We start from the raw sequence: 20,153 nt of genomic DNA, 5'->3' as shown, positions 1-20,153 counted from the left end.
GCTCTACTTCATGCCGAGCTCGTTGTGGATGAAGTCGAAGAGTTCGTCGGCGCCGGCATCCCGCAGCCGCGCGGCGGAATGCCGGTCCTCGGCGTTGCCGCGCGTGTGCAGCTTCGCCACGCGGTCGGCCAGGACGGTGCGCAGCGCCTCGTCGGTCGACGCCGCGGCGAGTACCGACTCGAGATGGTCCAGGGCGGCCAGCAGCGCCTCTTCGGGGCTGGTGGCCGAGGCCAGTTCCGCGGCCAGCTTCCCGGCGAGTGCCTCGGGGGTCGGGAAGTCGAAGGTCGTGGTGGCGGGCAGCCGCAGACCGGTGATGGTGTTGAGCCGGTTGCGCAGTTCGACGGCGGTGAGGGAGTCGAACCCGGCCTTCAGGAACGGTTGCCGCGGGTCGATCTCCGCACGCCCGGCGAACCCGAGGATCGCCGCGGCCTGCTCGCGCACCAGCTTCAGCAGTTCGCGTCCGCGCTCGGCGGGACCCAGCGCGGCCACACGCACGGCGAAGTCCGGCTCGGCGACCACCGCGGCGGCCGCCGGTCGCACCGGGCCACGGGCGACCGGCGCCATCCTGACCGGCACGGCCACCGGGTCGGTACCGGCCAGCGCACGGTCGAACAGCGCGAGGCCCTCGGCCGTGGACAGGGCGCCGACCGCGGCCCCGGGGCGGGTGGCCTTGACCGGGGCGGTCAGCGATGTCTCCTGCTCCCACAGGCCCCAGGCGAGGGAGTGCCCGGCGAGACCGGCCGCACGCCGCTGGGTGGCCAGTGCGTCGAGGAAGGCGTTGGCCGCCGCGTAGTTCGCCTGCCCCGGGGAGCCCAGGATTCCGGCCGCCGAGGAGAACAAGGCGAACAGCCGCAGGTCCATGCCCTCGGTGAGCTCGTGCAGATGCAGCGCTCCGTGGACCTTCGGTGCGGCGACGGTGCGCAGCCGGTCCGGGGTCAGCGAGGTGACGGCACCGTCGTCGAGTACGGCCGCGGCGTGCACAACACCGGCGAGCGGGAAGTCGTCGATGCCCTCGAGCACCGCGCGGACCTGGTCCCGGTCGGCGACGTCGCAGGCAACCGCCTCGGCCCGCGCGCCCAGTTCCCCCAGCTCGGCGATCAGCTCGGCCACGCCATCGGCCCGCGGTCCGGACCGGCTGACGAGTACGAGGTGCCGGACCCCGTGCCGCACGGCCAGATGGCGGGCCACCAGGGCGCCGATGCCGCTGGTTCCACCGGTCACCAGGACCGTCGCGTCGGACGGAATGCGCGGGAGGTCACCTTCGCCCCGGGCACTCACCAGCCGGGGGGCCAGGATCGCGCCGCCGCGCAGGGCGAGCTGTGGCTCACCGGTCGCGAGAGCGGCGCGGAGGGCATCCTCGGACCCGTCGCCGATGTCGACGATGACCAGCCGCCCAGGGTGCTCGGCCTGCGCCGAGCGCACCAGCCCCCACACCGGTGCCTGGCAGATGGCGGAGACGGGATCGTCGGGGCCGGTCGAGACCGCGCCACGCGTCAGCACGACCAGACGCGAGTCCGGCCGGCCCTCGTGCCGCAGCCACTCCTGGACGGCCTCCAGCACCTGGTTCGCCACCTCGATCGGCGAGTCCGCGACCTCGCACTCGTACCTCACGGTGGGGCCGTGATCGACGGCCGGCAGGCCGGCTTCCACGGGTGTCCACTCCAGGCGGGAGAGCAGTCCGGCCAGCGGGGGATCCAGCTGGTCGGCGCTGAGCGTCCGGGAGCGTACGCGGTCCACGGTGACCACCGGCGCGTTCGCCGGATCGGTGGCCAGCACCGAGATGTCCCCGGCCCGCGTCGCGGCGACGCGCACGCGCAACGACCGGGCTCCCGAGGCGTGCACGGAGATCCCCGACCAGGCGAAGGGAAGGGATGTACGGCCGGGCTCCGCCGCCGCGAAGGCCATCACCTGCAGTGCTGAGTCGAGCAGCGCGGGGTGCAGTACGAACGTGGCCTCCGGCACCTCGTCCGGCAGCGCCACCTCGGCGTAGTACGCGTCCGCCGACCGCCACATGGCCCGCACACCGCGGAAGGCCGGCCCGTAGTCCAGGCCGTTGTCCTCCAGGGTTTCGTAGAACCGTTCGATGTCCACCGCTTCCGCCGGTTCCGGCGGCCAGCTCCGCCAGACCGGCACCTCGCCCGGCCGGTCGGTGGTGACCGCGCTCGCGTGGTGGGTCCAGTCCGATCCGGCTGTCCGGGAGTGGACCTGGACATGGCCGTCGGCGGAGACCGCCACCTGCACGTCCACCCGCCCGTCCACCGGGATGACCAGCGGCGCGTGAAGGGTGAGTTCCTCGACGGCCGGACGGCCCACCTCGTCGCCCGCTCGGACGACCAGCTCGACGAAGGCGGCACCGGGCAGGATCACCGAGCCGCGCACGGTGTGGTCGGCCAGCCATGGGTGCGAGGCGAGCGACAGCGACCCGGACAGTACGAGCTCGCCGGAGGCCGCCATGTCGGTCTTCGCGCCGAGCAGGCCATGGTCCACCGGTGCCAGGCCGACCGCGGACACGTCACCACGGGCGGAGCCGCCGTCCAGCCAGAACCGTTCGTCGGCGAACGGGTAGGTGGGGAGATCCACCTGCCGGACACCGGTCGGAAACGCCGCGCTCCAGTCCACGTCGATTCCGAGGGCGCAGCCTTGCGCCGCGGCCCGCAGCATCTGCGCGATGCCACCGGACTGCCTGCGCAGTGTGCCCACGACAGCGATCTCGGTGTCCCCGGCGGTCTGTTCGACGGCCGAGGTCAGCACCGGGTGGGGACTGGGCTCGACGAACGCGCCGTAGCCATCGGCCAGCAGGGCCGACACCGCTCCCTGGAAGTTCACCGGCTCGCGCAGGTTGGTGTACCAGTACTCCGCGTCCATGACCGACCCGTCGATCGGACCACCCGTCACCGAGCTGTGGACCGGGACCGTACCCACGGCGGGGGTGATCGGCCCCAGGGCCGCCAGCAACTCCTCACGAAGGCCGTGGACCGCGGGCGAATGCGAGGCGTAGTCCACCGCGATCCGCCGCGCCCGCGGCTCCCGCTCCACCAAAACCGCCACCGACTCCGACGTCCCCGAGACCACCACCGACTCCGGACCATTCACCGCCGCCACCACCAGACCATCACCAAACGGCGCGATCAGACCCTCCACCTCGGCCAAAGGCAACGGCACCGACACCATCCCACCGTGCCCCGCAAGCCTCTCCGCGATCAGCCTCGACCGCACACACACCACCCGCGCCGCATCCTCCAACGACAACACCCCCGCCACACACGCCGCCGCGATCTCCCCCTGCGAATGACCCACCACCGCAGCCGGCACCACACCAAACGACCGCCACACCTGCGCCAACGACACCATCACCGCCCACAGCACCGGCTGCACCACATCCACCCGCCCCAACGCCACCTCATCACCCAACACATCCACCAACGACCACTCCACAAACGGCCCCAACGCCGCCGCACACTCACCCATCCGCTCCGCGAACACCGGCGACGACCCCAACAACTCCACCGCCATCCCCACCCACTGCGACCCCTGCCCCGGAAACACCAACACGGGTCGGCTAGCGGAGATCGCCTTCCCGGTGACCACCGCGCCACGGGGTTCACCGGCCGCGCAGGCGCCCAGGAGTTCGTCCAGTTCGCTACGGTCCGCCGCGACCAGTACCGCGCGGTGCGGAAACATGGTCCGCGTCGTGGCGAGCGAGTGGGACACGTCCCCGAGAACGGCCTCGGGATGGCGCTTCAGGTGCTCACGCAACCGCCGTGCCTGCTCCCGGACCCCGGCCTCGTTGCGGGCCGACAGCGGAAACGGCAGCACCCCGGCGTCGACCGGGTCCTGCCGGAGGGGCTCCGGTTCGGCCTGTTCCAGGATCAGATGCGCGTTCGTGCCGGACACCCCGAAGGAGGAGACGGCGGCGCGGCGGGGACGGTCCAGCACCGGCCACGCACGCGCCTCCGTCAGCACCCGCACCGCCCCCCACTCCACCTTCGAGGACGGCACATCCACATGCAACGACCGCGGCAACACCCCACACCGCAACGCCATCACCATCTTGATCACACCAGCCACACCCGCAGCCGCCTGCGCATGACCGATATTCGACTTCACCGACCCCAACCACAACGGCTCACCACCCACCCGCCGCCCATACGTCCCCACCAACGCACCCGCCTCAATCGGATCCCCCAACACCGTCCCCGTCCCATGCCCCTCCACCACATCCACATCCCCCACCGACAACCCACCCGAAGCCAACGCCGCCCGAATCACCCGCTCCTGCGCCACCCCCGACGGCGCCGTCAACCCATTCGACGCCCCATCCTGATTCACCGCGGAACCCCGCACCACCGCCAACACCCGACGCCCACAAGCCACCGCATCCGACAACCGCTCCAACACCACCAACCCCGCACCCTCAGAAAACCCCGTCCCATCCGCACCCTCCCCGAACGACTTACACCGACCATCCACCGCCAACCCCCGCTGCCGCGAAAACTCCACGAACAGCGCGGGGACCGCCTGGACCGCGACACCACCGGCCAGTGCGAGATCGCACTCCCCGCGGCGCAGCGACTCGCCCGCCAGATGCAACGCCACCAGCGAGGACGAGCAGGCCGTGTCGACGGTGAGCGCGGGACCGTTCAGGCCGAGTGTGTAGGCGACGCGCCCGGATATCACGCTGGACACATTGCCGATCATGACCTCCGACGCATCGTCGGCGAGCGTGTCGTAGCCCTGGTGGGAAGCGCCGACGAACACCCCCGTCCGCGTGCCGTGCAGCGTTTCCGGGACGATGCGGGCGTCTTCGAGCGCCTCCCAGGCGGCCTCCAGCACGAGTCGCTGCTGCGGGTCCATCCCCCGCGCCTCGCGCGGTGAGACGCCGAAGAACGCCGGGTCGAAATCGCCCGCCCCGTCGAGGAACGCCCCGCGCTCGGTCAGGCTGTCACCCGGGTCGAGCCGCCATCCGCGGTCCCTGGGGAAGTCCGAGGTGGCGTCCACCTCGCCGGCCACCAGCTCCCACAGGTCCTCGGGGGTCCGGACCCCGCCGGGATACCGGCAGGCCATACCCACGATGGCGAGCGGTTCGGGTGCCGCGGACTCCAGCTCGCGCACCCGGGTGCGCAGGGTGTGCAGTTCCGAGGTCGCCAGCCGCAGATATTCGCGAAGCTTGTCGTGGTCAGCCATCCGCCCGAGTCCTTGGTCGCGTGTGCTGTGTTGGGTTGCCGTGGTCGCGGGGTCACCAGGTGACCGGCAGCGCGCTGACGCCGTTCACCAGTCGTTCGATCCGCCACGGCACCTCGTCGGCGGGGACGGCCAGGCGCAGCCGGGGGAAGCGGCGCACCAGCGTGGTGAGCACCATCTGGAGTTCCGCCCTGGCCAGTTGGTGGCCCAGACAGTGGTGGGCGCCGTGGCCGAAGGCGATGTGGGCCCGTGCGTCGCGGTCGAAGTCGATACGGTCGGCGTGCTCGAAGACCGTCTCGTCCCGGTTGCCCGCGGCCACGTGCACGATCACCACGTCTCCCGCCCGGACAAGGGTGCCGCCCAGCTCGACGTCCTCGATGGCCATCCGGGGGAAGTTGCCCGCCGTGGCCAGCGGGGTGTACCGCAGGAGCTCCTCGACCGCCTGAGGCACCAACCCCGGGTCGTCGACCAGCCGCTGCCACAGCTCGGGCCGGCTCAGCAGCAGGAAGAGGAAGTTGCCGATCTGGTTGGCCGTGGTCTCGTGTCCGGCCAGCAGCAGGGTCATGCCGAAGACGACGAGTTCTTGTTCGCTGAGCCGCTGGTCCTGATCCCTGGCCTGTATGAGCCTGCTCAGCAGGTCGTCGGCGGGGGCGGCGCGGCGCTCGGCGATGAGCTCGGCGAGGTAGGCGATGAGGCCGTCCCTGGCCTTGACGATCAGTTCGAGGTCGGTGGAGACCACCGACATGATGTCGTCGGTCCACTGGGCGAACCTCGCGTGGTCGCCGATCGGCACACCGAGCAGTCGGCAGATCACCCGCACCGGCAGGGGCCAGGTCAGTGCCTGGGCGAGGTCCGCCGTGGTGCCGTCCGCCTCGATCCGGTCGAGCAGGTCATTGATGATCTCGTCGATCGCCGGGCGCAGCTGCTCGACCTGGCGCATGGTGAACGCCTGCGCCACCAGCCTGCGCAGTCTCGTGTGGTCGGGAGGGTCCATGGAGAGGATGGACATGTCGGTCTCGATCGCGGGCGTACTGCGCGCGATGTCCTTCCCCAGGGTGGCCGTGCGGCTGAACCGGGGGTCGGAGAGCACGACCTTGATGTCGTCGTAGCGGGTGACCAGCCAGCCCGGGCTGCCGTAGGGCATCTGCACCCTGGTCAGCGCCCCGGCGCGGCGGGCCTGTTCGTAGGCGGGGTCCTCGTCGAGTCCGAGCTGCGGGCCGAACGGGTAGGTGTGGATCTGGTTGTCGACAGCGGTCATCGCGGGAGTCTCCTTGGGATGGGGCATGAGCGAGGCGAGGCGGGCCTAGGCGAAGTCCTGGTCGATGAAGCCGAACATCTCCTCGTCGCTCGCCGAGGCGAAGTGGTCCGTGGCGAGTGCTCGCGGGCGTCGGCTGCTGAGCAGTGCCTCCATACCGCCCAGCAGGGTGCCCAGCTCGTCGGGCTCCGCCTCGTCGAGCAGGGATTCCAGGCGGGCCAGCAGTTCCCCGGCGTCGGGGCCGTCGGCGCCGAGCCGTCCGGCGAGGTGTTCGCCGAGTTCGGTCACGGTGGGGAAGTCGAACACCACGGTCACGGGCATGCTCAGGCCGGTGAGTTCGGTGAGCCGGTTGCGCAGCCGTACGGAAGTGAGCGAGTCGAAGCCGAGTTCGCTGAAGGCACGGCGCGGGTCGACTGCCACCGCGTCGTCGTGACCGAGCGCGTCCGCGACCTCGGCATGGACGAGGTCACGCAGCTTCGCGGTGCGCTGCGCCGCGTCGAGGCCGGCGATCAGGGTGCGCAGGTCGGTCGCGTCGGGCCTGGCCACGGCCGCCGGGCGGCGGGCCTCGGGCAGCTCGTGCAGCAAGGTGCCGAGGCCGTCGCGGGTGTGGGAGGGCACGCGGTCCCAGTCGGCGTCGAACACGGCGACGGTGGCGTCCTCGCGGTTGAGCGCGTGTTCCAGCGCGACCAGTGCGGCCTTGGCGGGCATGGCGGTCAGGCCCATGCGCCGCAGCCGTTCGTCGCCGACCACATGTGTGGCCAGGCCCTCGCCCGCCCATGCGCCCCACGCCACGGCCAGGGCGTGTTCACCGGCCGCCCGGCGGGAGGCGGCCAGGGCGTCGAGCATGGCGTTCGCCGCCGCGTACGCGCCGAGACCGGGCACCCCGAACACCCCGGATATCGAGGAGAACAGCACGAAGGCGGACAGGCCGCGACCGCGCGTCAGCTCGTCCAGCACCTGGGCCCCGCGCACCTTGGCCCTGGCGACCGTGGCGAAGCCGTCGGGCGTGAGCGTGTCCAGCACACCGTCGTCGAGGCTTGCGGCCAGGTGGAAGACGCTGGTGACCGGATGCTCGTCGAACACGGCGGCCATCCGCTCCCGGTCGGCGACGTCCGCCGCTACGAACGTGACGCGGGCACCGGCCTGTTCGCACGTCTCGCGCAGCTCCCCGGCACCGGGCGCGTCGGGCCCGCGACGGCTGAGCAGGATGAGGTGGTCGGCGCCACGGCCCGCCGCCCAGCGGGCGAGTTCCGCTCCGAGCCCGCCGGTGCCACCGGTGATCAGGACCGTTCCCTCAGGGGTCCAGGCGCGGGCGGGCGCCTCGGGAGCCGCGTGGACGAGCCTGCGCCCGTACAGCCCGGTGGACCGGATCGCCACCTGGTTCTCGGCCTTCTCCTCGGCGAGCAGGGACCGCAGCCTGGCGGCCGCCGCCTCGTCCAGCTCCTCGGGGAGATCGACCAGGCCGCCCCAGTGCGTGGGGTACTCCCAGGCGGCGACGCGGCCCAGCCCCCACACCCCTGCCTGGTCGACCCGTGACTGGGGGTCGGCGGAGCCGACGGCCACCGCGGCGCGGGTGGCGATCCAGGTCGGCGTGGCCAGTCCGGCGTCGTCGAGGGCCTGAAGCATGGCCGCGGCCTCCACGGGAGTCCCGGGCGTGAGAAGGACTCCGTCGGCGGGCGGCTGAGCGCGCAGCCGCTCGGCGAGCTCCGCGCGCGGTGCCTCCGCGGACACCTGGACGGCCCGTTCGCCGAGCGCCCGTACGACCGAGTCGGTCCATGCGGTGCCGGTCGCGCCGAGCACGAGCCAGCGTCCCGGTTCGGCTGCGGCCCGGGGCTCGGGCAGCGGGGACCAGTCGATCCGGTGGCGCCAGCGGTCCGTGACGGACGTGCGGTCACCGGGTGAGGTGACCCAGAAGTGCTGGTGCTGGAAGGCGTACGTGGGCAGGTCGACCACGCGGGCGCCGGGGTAGGCGGGCCGCCAGTCCACGGAAACGCCGTGCGCGAACGCCTCCCCCAGCGCCCGGTACACGCGGTCGAGTGTTCCCTCGCCGCGTCGCAGGGTGCCCAGCGCGACGATCTCGGCCGTCTCCTCGATCGACGTGGTCAGCACCGGGTGCGGACTCACCTCCACGAAGACCCGGAACCCGCCCTCCACCAGCCCCGACACCGCACCATGGAAGTTCACCGGCTCGCGCAGGTTGGTGTACCAGTACTCCGCGTCCATGACCGACCCGTCGATCGGACCACCCGTCACCGAGCTGTAGACCGGAACCGTACCCACCGCCGGAGCGATCGGCCCCAGGGCCGCCAGCAACTCCTCACGAAGGTCCTGGACCGCGGGCGAATGCGAGGCGTAGTCCACCGCGATCCGACGCGCCCGCGGCTCCCGCTCCACCAAAACCGCCACCGACTCCGAGGTCCCCGACACCACCACCGACTCCGGACCATTCACCGCCGCCACCACAAGCCCACCACCAAACGGCGCGATCAGACCCTCCACCTCGGCCAAAGGCAACGGCAGCGACACCATCCCACCGTGCCCCGCAAGCCTCTCCGCGATCAGCCTCGACCGCACACACACCACCCGCGCCGCATCCTCCAACGACAACACCCCCGCCACACACGCCGCCGCGATCTCCCCCTGCGAATGACCCACCACCGCAGCCGGCACCACACCAAACGACCGCCACACCTGCGCCAACGACACCATCACCGCCCACAACACCGGCTGCACCACATCCACCCGCCCCAACGCCACCTCATCACCCAACACATCCACCAACGACCACTCCACAAACGGCCCCAACGCCACCGCACACTCACCCATCCGCTCCGCGAACACCGGCGACGACCCCAACAACTCCACCGCCATCCCCACCCACTGCGACCCCTGCCCCGGAAACACCAACACCGGCCGGGAGTCGAGAGTGCGCATGGCCTGGTCCTGGGCGGCGAGCCGGTCGAGGTCGTCCGGGCCGAACGCCACGGCGCGGCAGGCGAGAGCGGTGCGCGAAGTCGTGAGCGACAGGCCCACGTCGACCGGACGCAGACCAGGACGATCACGGAGGTGGTCGGCCAGTCGGGCCGCCTGCGCCCGCAGGGCCTCGGGGGTGCGCGCGGAGAGCGGCCAGGGCACCCCGGTCGGCCCGGCGTCAGCGGAAGAGGCCTCGTCAGGGCGGTCGGGCCCCTGTTCGAGGATGAGGTGCGCGTTGGTGCCGGACACGCCGAACGAGGAGATTCCGGCACGTCGTGGCCTGCCGGTCTCCGGCCACGCCAGCGTTTCGGTCAGCACCCGGACCCCGGCCGGCCAGTCCACGGTGGGTGCCGGTTCGGTCACGTGCAGGGTGCGTGGCATGAGCCGCTGCGCCAGGGCGGACACCGTCTTGATCACGCCGCCGATGCCCGCCGCCGCGGCGGCATGGCCGATGTTCGACTTCATCGAGCCCAGCCACAGCGGCTGTTCACGGTCCTGGCCGTACGCGGCGATCAGGGCGTTGGCCTCGATGGGATCGCCGAGCACCGTGCCGGTGCCGTGCGCCTCGACCATGTCGACGTCCTGCGGGCGCAGGCGCGCGTTCGCCAGCGCCTGCCGGATGACCCGTTGCTGCGCCACCCCGTTGGGAGCGGACAGACCGTTGGACGCGCCATCCTGGTTGACCGCCGAACCACGCAGCACGGCGAGCACCCGGTGGCCATTGCGGGTGGCCGCGGACAGCCGTTCCAGCACCACGAGCCCGGCGCCCTCGGCCCAGCCGGTCCCGTCCGCCTCCGCCGAGAACGCCTTGCACCGGCCGTCCGCGGCCAGGCCGCCCTGATGGGTGAACTCCTGGTAGGCGAACGGCGTCGCCATCACGGCGACACCGCCCGCCAGGGCGAGGCCGCTCTCCCCGCTGCGCACGGATTGGGCGGCCATGTGCAGCGCCACCAGCGACGAGGAACACGCGGTGTCCACCGTGACCGCGGGTCCCTTCAGATCGAGCGTGTACGCGATACGGCCGGACAGCACGGCGGACATCTTGCCGGTGAGGACCAGGCCGCCGAGTCCCGCGTGCTCCCCGTCGGCCGCGCCCAGGTAGTCCTGCTGGGACGCGCCCACGAACACGCCCGTCGCGCTGCCGCGCAAGGTGCTCGGGTCGATCCCGGTCCGCTCCACCGCCTCCCACGCCGTCTCCAGCAGCACGCGCTGCTGGGGGTCCATGGCAAGCGCCTCACGCGGGCTGATGCCGAAGAACTCGGCGTCGAACCCGGCCGCGTCGTGCAGGAATCCGCCCTGCGTGGTCGTACTGGCCAGCATCAGCTGGTCGAGATCCCAGCCCCGGTCGGTCGGGAACCCTGACACGACGTCCCGCTCGTCCACGACGAGACGCCACAGCCCTTCGGGGTCCGCGACGCCACCGGGGTACCGGCACGCCATGCCGACGATGACCACCGGATCGCCGTCGTCCGCGGCGACCGTACGCCGGACCGGGGTGTCGGTGGCCCCGGTCAGGAACGCGGCGACCGCGGCCGGTGTGGGGTGGTCGAAGGCGAGGCTGATCGGCAGGTCGAGCCCGGTCGCGTCGCTGAGGGCCGTGCGCAGCTGGGTCGCGGTCAGCGAGTCGAGTCCGAGGTCGGAGAAGGCGCGGTCGGCCGGGACATCGGCGGCCCGTCGATGGCCGAGCACGGCGGCGACATGCCCGCGGACCAGGTCCAGCATGTCCTGGGGGCCTTCGGCCACCGGGGTGTCATCGACGGTGCCGACAGGATCCGTGGGCCAGAAGCGACCGCGCTGGAAGGCGTACGTGGGCAGGTCCACATGAGTGGTGTCGGGGAAGACGGCACTCCAGTCGACCGGCACTCCGTGCACATGGGCGGTGCCCAGCGCACGGACGAACTGGCCGAGACCACCTTCGCCGCGCCGCAGTGTGCCCAGGGCGGCGGCCGTCGCTCCGGCGGCTTCCGCGGTTCGCTCGACGCTCATGGTGAGTACGGGGTGCGGGCTCATCTCCAGGAACACCTGGCGGCCCGCCCCGAGCAGGGCCGACACGGCCCCGGTGAAGTCGACCGGCTGGCGCAGGTTGGTGTACCAGTACTCCGCGTCCATGACCGACCCGTCGATCGGACCACCCGTCACCGAGCTGTGGACCGGGACCGTACCCACCGCCGGAGCGATCGGCCCCAGGGCCGCCAGCAACTCCTCACGAAGGTCCTGGACCGCGGGCGAATGCGAGGCGTAGTCCACCGCGATCCGCCGCGCCCGCGGCTCCCGCTCCACCAAAACCGCCACCGCCTCGGACGCACCCGAGACCACCACCGACTCAGGACCATTCACCGCCGCCACCACAAGCCCACCACCAAACGGCGCGATCAGACCCTCCACCTCGGCCAGAGACAGCGGCAGCGACACCATCCCACCGTGCCCCGCAAGCCTCTCCGCGATCAGCCTCGACCGCACACACACCACCCGCGCCGCATCCTCCAACGACAACACCCCCGCCACACACGCCGCCGCGATCTCCCCCTGCGAATGACCCACCACCGCAGCCGGCACCACACCAAACGACCGCCACACCTCAGCCAACGACACCATCACCGCCCACAACACCGGCTGCACCACATCCACCCGCCCCAACGCCACCTCATCACCCAACACATCCACCAACGACCACTCCACAAACGGCCCCAACGCCACCGCACACTCACCCATCGCCTCGGCAAACACCGGCGACGACCCCAACAACTCCACCGCCATCCCCACCCACTGCGACCCCTGCCCCGGAAACACCAACACCGGACCAGCCGCCGACAGTGCCGTTCCCCGCACCAGGTCCGCGGACGGTTCGCCCTCGGCCAGGGCGCGCAGGCCCTCAGGGCTGGTGACCAGGGCCCGCCGTGCGAAGTGCGTGCGCGAGAGGGCCAGTGCACCGCCGATGTCCCGGGCGGACAGGGTGCGGCCCTTCAGATGCGCGTCGAGCAACCTCGCCTGCTCGCGCAGCGCGGACGCGTCCTGGCCGGACAGCACCCACGGGCTCGGCCCCTCCCCCGGGGGCTCCGCCCGGGACTTCGACGAGACCTGCGGCTGTGGCGCGGCCTGCTCGACGATCACGTGCGCGTTGGTGCCCGAGATGCCGAACGACGACACTCCGGCGCGACGTGGCCGATCCGTCTCCGGCCAGGGCCGTGCGGCCGTGGCCAGTTCGATGGCGCCGTCCGCCCAGTCCACGCGGGAGCTCGCCCGGCTCACGTGCAGCGTCGCCGGGACGATCCCGTGCCGCAGCGCACCCACCATCTTGATCACGCCGCCGACCCCGGCCGCCGCCTGGGTGTGGCCGATGTTCGACTTCAACGAGCCCAGCAGCAGGGGGCGTTCCCGGTCCTGACCGTAGGTGGCCAGCAGCGCCCCGGCCTCGATCGGATCGCCCAGCCTGGTCCCGGTGCCGTGCGCCTCGACCACATCCACGTCGGACGGGCGCAGACCGGCGTTGTCCAGTGCGCCGCTGAGCACTCGGCGCTGAGCGGAGCCATTGGGCGCGGTGAGGCCGTTGGAGGCCCCGTCGGAGTTGACCGCGGAGCCCCGCAGCAGCGCCAGCACCTGGTGTCCGTTGCGTTCGGCGTCCGACAGCCGCTCCAGGACGAGCAGGCCCGCGCCCTCGGAGAAGCTGGTGCCGTCGGCGTCGTCGGAGAACGACTTGCAGCGGCCGTCGGGGGCCAGGCCTTCCTGCTGGGTGAAGTCGATGAAGGCCGACGGTGTGGACATCACGGTCACCCCGCCCGCCAGGGCCAGGGAGCAGTCCCCCGACCGCAGCGCCAGCGTGGCCTGGTGCAGGGCGACCAGCGACGAGGAGCACGCCGTGTCGATGGTGACCGCCGGGCCTTCCAGGCCCAGGGTGTAGGCGATGCGTCCGGACATCACGCTGCACGCGTTGCCCGTCGCGGAGAACCCGGGAGGCAGATCGGGCACCTGGTCGAGTACCGACTGGTAGTCCTGGTGCAGCGCGCCGACGAACACACCGGTCCGGCTCTGGCGCAGGGTGCCGGGCACGATCCCGGCGCGCTCCAGCGCCTCCCAGGCCAGCTCCAGCAGCACCCTCTGTTGCGGATCGGTGGCCAGCGCCTCCCTCGGGGACATCCCGAAGAACGCCGGGTCGAACTCGGCCGCGTCGGGCAGGAATCCGCCGGAGCGGGTGCTCGACGGCACCTCGCCCCAGTCCCGGTCGGTGGGGAAGCCGGTGATCGCGTCACCGCCGGACTCGACGAGTTCCCACAGCTGCTCGGGGCTGCGCACACCGCCGGGGTACCGGCAGGCCATGCCGACGATCGCGATGGGTTCGCTGCGCGCGGCCAGGAGTTTGTCCCGCTGGCGCCGGGTGCGCCGGAGGTCCTCGGTGGTCTCCTTGAGGAAGTGCCGCAGCTTGGCCTCTGTGCTGGTCATGAGATACCGAACTCCTTACCGAGCAGCTCGAACATTTCCTCGTCGGTGGCCTCGCCGAGATCGGTGTCCTGGGTCTCGGTGTCGGTCACGAGCAGTGCGGACAGCCTGCGCATCACCTGCTCCCGGACCCCCGGGTCGCCGTCGAACCGGGCGAAGGCGTCCTCCAGCCGGGCCAGTTCGGCGAGCACCGGATTCTCCTGGGGCCGGTCGCCGCCGATGCGGGAGGACAGGTGCTCGGCCAGTGCGGTGGGCGAGGAGTGCTCGAAGACGATGGTGGCGGCCAGCCGCAGGCCGAGTTGGGTGCCGATCCGGTTGCGCAGTTCCACGGCGGTCAGTGAGTCGAAGCCGAGCGACTTGAACGGGCGGTCGGCCTCCAGTGACCGGTCGTCGGGGTGGCCGAGCACCGCGGCGGCTTGCGCGCGCACCAGCCTGGTCAGCTCGGCGACCCGGTCCGCCGGACTCATCCGGGCGAGGCGGTCACCGAGAGCGCCTTCTCCGGTGTCGGCGTGCCTGCGGCCGGTCGTGCCGGTCAGTGCCCACAGGATGTGCGGTGCGGACGCGGCGGCCCGCAGGGTCGGCAGGTCCAGGCGCATCCCGGCGACCGCGGGCTCGTCCTGCGCCACCGCCGCGTCGAACATGGCCAGTGCCTCGTCGGTGGACAGCGCGGGCAGCCCGGAGCGGGCGATCCGGTCGATGTCCCGTGCGGTCAGCGCGCCGGTCATGCCGCTCGCCTCGGCCCACAGGCTCCACGCGATCGACGTGGCGGGCAGCCCCGCGGCCCTGCGGTGGGCGGCGAGGGCGTCGAGGAAGGCGTTGGCGGCGGCGTAGTTGGCCTGGCCCGCGCTGCCCATCACGGCGGCGGCCGAGGAGTAGAGCACGAACGCCGCGAGGCCGAGGTCTTGGGTCAGCTCGTGCAGGTGCCAGGCGCCGTCGGCCTTGGAGCGCAGGCTGGTGGCCAGCCGTTCGGGGGTCATCGACTGGATCACGCCGTCGTCGAGCACCCCGGCCGCGTGTACGACGGCCGTCAGCGGGTGCTGGGCGGGAATGGTGGCGAGAAGGTCCGCCAGTGCCGTCCGGTCGCCGACGTCGCAGGCGCGCACGAGGACCTGGGCCCCGTGCTCGGCCAGCTCCGCGACCAGCCGCGCCGCGCCGGGCGCGTCCGGTCCGCTCCGGCTGACGAGGAGCAGATGCCGTACGCCCCGTGTGGTCACCAGGTGGCGGGCCAGTGACGCGGCCAGGCCGCCGGTGCCACCGGTGATCAGGACGGTGCCCCGCGGGTTCCAGCGCCGCGGCATGGTCAGCACGACCTTGCCGATGTGCTGGGCTCGGCTGATGTACCGGAACGCCTCACGTCCGCGCCGTACGTCCCATGCGGACACCGGGAGGGGCTTCAGCACACCGGCACGGAACAGGTCGAGCAGAGCCGTGAGCCGCTCCTGTACGGCGTCGGGCTCCAGCTCCGCCAGGTCGAAGGCGCGGTAGCCGATCCCGTCCGGCACCTCGGTGCGGATGTCGGTCTTGCCCATCTCGGCGAACCGCCCGCCCCTGGGCAGCAGCCGCAGCGAGGCATCCACGAACTCGCCGGCCAGCGAGTTCAGTACGACATCGACGCCCCGGCCACCGGTGACCTCCAGGAAGCGCCGCTCGAAGTCGAGGGTGCGCGAGGAGGCGATGTGGTCATCGGGAACGCCCAGCCCTCGCAGCATGTGTTGCTTGGGTTCACTGGCGGTGGCGAAGACCTCAAGACCCCAGTGCCGGGCGAGTTGGATGGCCGCCATGCCGACGCCGCCGGCGCCCGCGTGCACCAGCAGGGACTGTCCCGCACGCACCTCGGACAGGTCGAGCAGACCGTAGTAGGCGGTGAGGAACACGACGGGCACCGACGCCGCCTGTGCGAAGGTCCAGTCGTCGGGCATCGGCGCGAGCAGCCGGTGGTCGGTGACGGTCAGCGGTCCGAAGGCGCCGACGGTCAGGCCGAACACGCGGTCTCCGGGGAGCAGACCGGTCACTTCGGGGCCGGTCTCCAGCACGACACCGGACACCTCGGCCCCCAGCGGGGTCGCCGCACGCCGGTTCATGCCCAGCGCGTCGAAGACATCGCGGAAGTTCACCCCGGCGGCTCGGACATCGACCCGGACCTCCTGGGGTCCGAGCGGTTCCTCTGCGCGGGGCCACCGGATCAGGGCGAGGTCGTCGAGGCTGCCCTTCCGCGTGGTCTCCAGCCGCCATGACGGGCCGGCCGGTGGCGTCAGCGTGCCGGGCTCGGTCAGCCGGGCGGCGAGCAGGGCGCCGTCGCGCACCGCGAGCTGGGGTTCTCCACTGGCAAGCGCGCGCGAGACCAGTTCGTCCGGCACATGGGGCCCGTCCGTGTCCACCAGGACGAACCGGCCCGTGTTCTCGGTCTGCGCGGACCGGATCAGGCCGCGGGCGGCCGCCACCGCGGGCACGACGTCCTCGTCGCCGACGGCCACGCCGCCCTCGGTCACGAAGACCAGCGAGACCTCGTCAAGCCGTGGTTCGGCCAGCCATGCCCGCAGCAGGTCGAGCACCCGTGCCGTGAGCTGGTAGGTGGCGGGCAGCATTCCGTCGCCCACCGGGCCGAGGCGGACCACGGCCGCGTCGGCACCCGCGCCCGCGTCGGGCAGTGCCCAGGTCCGCGGGTCGAGCTCGACGACGGTACGGGGATGGTCCGGGTCGGCGGGCACGGGCCGCCAGGCGAGCCGGTACAGCGGGGCGTCGACGACGGAGTCCACAGCGGTGTACCGGCGCAGCACCAGGGACTCGGCGGTCAGCACCGGTGCGCCCGCGGGGTCGACGACGGTCAGCTCGACGGTGTCCGGGCCGATGCCGCGCAGCCGGGCCCGCAGGGAGGTCGCCCCGCTCGCGTGGAGGCGCACTCCGCTCCAGGCGAACGGCAGCACACCGGTGCTGCCCAGCAGGCTTGTGGTGTGCAGGACGGCGTCCAGCAGCGCGGGGTGCAGGCCGAAGGCGCCCGCCTCGGCCCGCTCGTGCTCGGGGAGCGCCACCTCGGCGCAGACGCCGTCCTCGGTCAGCCATGCGGCGCTCAGGCCCCGGAACGCGGGGCCGTAGCCGTATCCCTCCTCGGTGAGAGCGTCGTACACCCCCGCCGGCTCGATCTTGTCCGCGCCCGGGGGCGGCCAGGACGTGGTCGCGGATGCGGGGTCGCCGCCCTCGTGCTCACCGGTGGACAGGGTGCCGGAGGCGTGTTGCGTCCAGTTGGCTCCACCGCGGGCGAAGAGCCGCACGGTCCTGCGGTGGTCGGCGGCGGGCCGGTCCACGTGGATCTGTACCTGGACACTCCCCTGTTCCGGCAGGACGAGCGGTTTCTCCAGTACGAGTTCGTCGACCCGGTGGCAACCGACCTCGTCGCCCGCGTGGATGACCATGTCCAGCAGGGCGGTTCCGGGCAGCAGCACCGTCCCGGCCACGGCGTGGTCGGCCAGCCATGGGTGGGTTGCGAGCGACAGCCGGGCGGTGAACAGGTGGCCGTCGTCACCGGGCAGCTCGATCCCCGCCCCGAGCAGCGGATGCTCCGGAACGCTCAGGCCCGCCGCGGTGACGTCCACCCCGGCCGTACCGGCACGAGGCCAGTACCGCCGGTACTGGAAGGCGTACGTGGGCAGTTCCACGCGAGTGGCGTCGGGAAAGACGGCGCTCCAGTCCACGGGGACCCCGTGCTGGTGCGCCAGGGCGAGCGAGAGGCGGATCCGGTCGAGTGTTCCCTCGCCACGTCGCAGAGTGCCCAGCGCGACGGTCTCCGCCGTCTCCTCGATCGACGTGGTCAGCACCGGGTGCGGGCTCATCTCCAGGAAGACCCGGAACCCGCCCGCCACCAGCCCCGACACCGCGCCGTGAAAGTCCACCCGCTCGCGCAGGTTGGTGTACCAGTACTCCGCGCCCAGCTCGGCACCGTCCACCCGGCCGCCCGTCACCGACGAATAGAACGGCACCTCGGCGGCGACCGGCCGCACCGATGACAGCCCTGCCAGGACCGCGTCCCGGATCCCCTCCACCATCGGGGAGTGGGAGGCGTAGTCCACCGCGATCCGCCGGGCCCGCGGCTCCCGCTCCACCAAAGCCGCCACCGACTCCGAGGTCCCCGACACCACCACCGACTCCGGACCGTTCACCGCCGCCACCACAAGCCCATCGCCATACGGCGCGATCAGGTCCCCCACCTCGGCCAGAGGCAGCGGCAGCGACACCATCCCGCCACCTCCGGCCAGCTCGTGTGCGATCAGCCTCGACCGCACACACACCACCCGCGCTGCGTCCTCCAACGACAACACCCCCGCCACACACGCCGCCGCGATCTCCCCCTGCGAATGACCCACCACCGCAGCCGGCACCACACCAAACGACCGCCACACCTCAGCCAACGACACCATCACCGCCCACAACACCGGCTGCACCACATCCACCCGCCCCAACGCCACCTCATCACCCAACACATCCACCAACGACCACTCCACAAACGGCGCCAGCGCCACCGCACACTGACCCATCGCCTCGGCAAACACCGGCGACGACCCCAACAACTCCACCGCCATGCCCACCCACTGCGACCCCTGCCCCGGGAACACGAACACCGGCCGGGAGTCGGTGACTTGGGCGGCGGACAGCGTCAAGGAACCCGGTTCTTCGCCACGGGCCATGGCTTCGAAGGCGGTGCAGGCGGCCTTCCGGTCCCCGACCACGGTCGCGCTGTGCTCGAACCGGGTACGTGTGGTCGCCAGGGAGTAGGCCAGGTCGGCCGGGGCGAGGTCCGGCCGGGACTCCAGGTGGTCCACCAGCGCTCGCGCCTGGGCGCGCAGCGCGGGCAGGCTCCTGCCGGACAGCTGCCACACCACCCGCTCGTCCGGCGCGAGCGGTGGCCGCTCGGGCCTCCCGGGTTCCGGCGCCTGCTCGAGGATGATGTGCGCGTTGGTGCCGGACACACCGAACGACGACACTCCGGCACGTCGTGGCCTGCCGGTCTCCGGCCAGTCGGTCGTGTGCGCCAGCGGGGAGACCGCGCCCGACGCCCAGTCGATACGCGAGGACGGCGCCGAGAAGTGGAGCAGACCGGGCAGCACTCCCGTGCGCAGCGCCGCCACCATCTTGATCACGCCACCGACCCCGGCCGCCGCCTGGGAGTGGCCGATGTTCGACTTCAACGAGCCCAGCAACAGGGGACGTTGCCGGTCCTGACCGTAGGTGGCCAGCAGCGCCCCGGCCTCGATCGGATCGCCCAGCCTGGTCCCGGTGCCATGCGCCTCCACGGCGTCCACGTCGGAGGGCGCGAGCCCGGCGTTCTCCAGCGCGCTCCAGATGACCTGCTGCTGTGCGGTGCCGTTCGGTGCGCTCAGGCCGTTGGAGGCGCCGTCGGAGTTCATGGCGGAGCCGCGGATCACGGCCAGCACCTCGTGGCCGTCGCGCTGGGCGTCGGAGAGCCGTTGCAGGGCGAGCATTCCCGCCCCTTCCGACCATGCCGTGCCGTCCGCGTCGTCGGAGAACGACTTGCACCGGCCGTCGGGGGCGAGGCCGCCCTGTTTGGTGAACTCCAGGAAGGGCGAGAGCGTGGTCATCACGACCACGCCTCCGGCCAGCGCCAGCGAGCACTCCCGGGCACGGAGCGCACGCACGGCCGAGTGGAGCGCGACAAGGGACGCCGAGCATGCCGTGTCCACCGTCAGGGAGGGGCCTTCCAGCCCGAGCGTGTAGGAGATCCGGCCCGACATGACGCTGGCGGCGCTGCCGGTGCCGACGTAGCCCTCGACCTGGTCGACGGTGTCCCGCAGCAGTTCCGGGTAGTCCTGGGCGCAGGTGCCCACGAACACGCCGGTGTCACTGCCCCGCAGGGAGTCCGGGGCGATGCCCGCGCGCTCGACCGCCTCCCATGACGTCTCCAGCAGCAGCCGCTGCTGGGGGTCCATGGCGACCGCCTCCCGCGGGCTGATCCCGAAGAACTCGGCGTCGAACCGGTCGATGTCCCGCAGGAACCCGCTGGCCTCGGTGGCCACGCGGTCCCGGACCGAGGCCAGGTCCCAGCCGCGGTCGGTGGGGAACTCGGTGATCGCGTCCACTTCGGACACGGCGAGCTCCCACAGCTGCTCGGGGGTGCGCACACCGCCCGGGTAGCGGCAGGCCATGCCGACGACGGCGATCGGCTCGGTGGCCATGGCCTCGTAGCGGCGCAGCGACCGGCGGGTGCGCTTGAGGTCGGCGGTGACCCGGTTCAAGTAGTCACGGAGCTTCTGCTCACTCATCGGACACCCAACTCCTCGTCGGACACATCGGACGGCGC

4 protein-coding genes are annotated in these 20,153 nt (G+C 72.1%); all 4 read right to left on the bottom strand.

The window, feature by feature from the left end; all coding sequences use genetic code 11:
* Window positions 1-3: 3 nt before the first annotated feature.
* A complete protein-coding gene (locus ACMTAK_RS50120) occupies window positions 4-5,148 on the bottom strand; it encodes a type I polyketide synthase (protein WP_461773853.1) in 5,145 nt (1,714 codons plus the stop codon).
* Between the two features lie 88 nt (window positions 5,149-5,236).
* On the bottom strand, window positions 5,237-6,439 hold the full coding sequence (locus ACMTAK_RS50115; RefSeq protein WP_413812376.1) for a cytochrome P450: 1,203 nt from the start codon (window positions 6,437-6,439) through the stop codon (window positions 5,237-5,239).
* A gap of 45 nt (window positions 6,440-6,484) precedes the next feature.
* A complete protein-coding gene (locus tag ACMTAK_RS50110; RefSeq protein ID WP_461773852.1) occupies window positions 6,485-13,825 on the bottom strand; it encodes a type I polyketide synthase in 7,341 nt (2,446 codons plus the stop codon).
* Between the two features lie 17 nt (window positions 13,826-13,842).
* A complete protein-coding gene (locus tag ACMTAK_RS50105) occupies window positions 13,843-20,115 on the bottom strand; it encodes an SDR family NAD(P)-dependent oxidoreductase (RefSeq protein ID WP_413812375.1) in 6,273 nt (2,090 codons plus the stop codon).
* Window positions 20,116-20,153 lie beyond the last annotated feature (38 nt).

It is taken from the genome of Streptomyces lacaronensis (genome assembly GCF_047337785.1).
GTDB classification, from domain to species: domain Bacteria; phylum Actinomycetota; class Actinomycetes; order Streptomycetales; family Streptomycetaceae; genus Streptomyces; species Streptomyces lycopersici.
The sequence above is the reverse complement of the archived record's forward strand: the minus strand, read 5'-3'. Positions and strand labels throughout refer to the sequence as shown.

What these genes read in the sequence shown, in the direction of transcription:
- ACMTAK_RS50105 (WP_413812375.1), bottom strand. Translation starts at nt 20,115, where the DNA reads ATGAGTGAGCAGAAGCTCCGTGACTACTTGAACCGGGTCACCGCCGAC.
- ACMTAK_RS50115 (WP_413812376.1), bottom strand. Translation starts at nt 6,439, where the DNA reads ATGACCGCTGTCGACAACCAGATCCACACCTACCCGTTCGGCCCGCAG.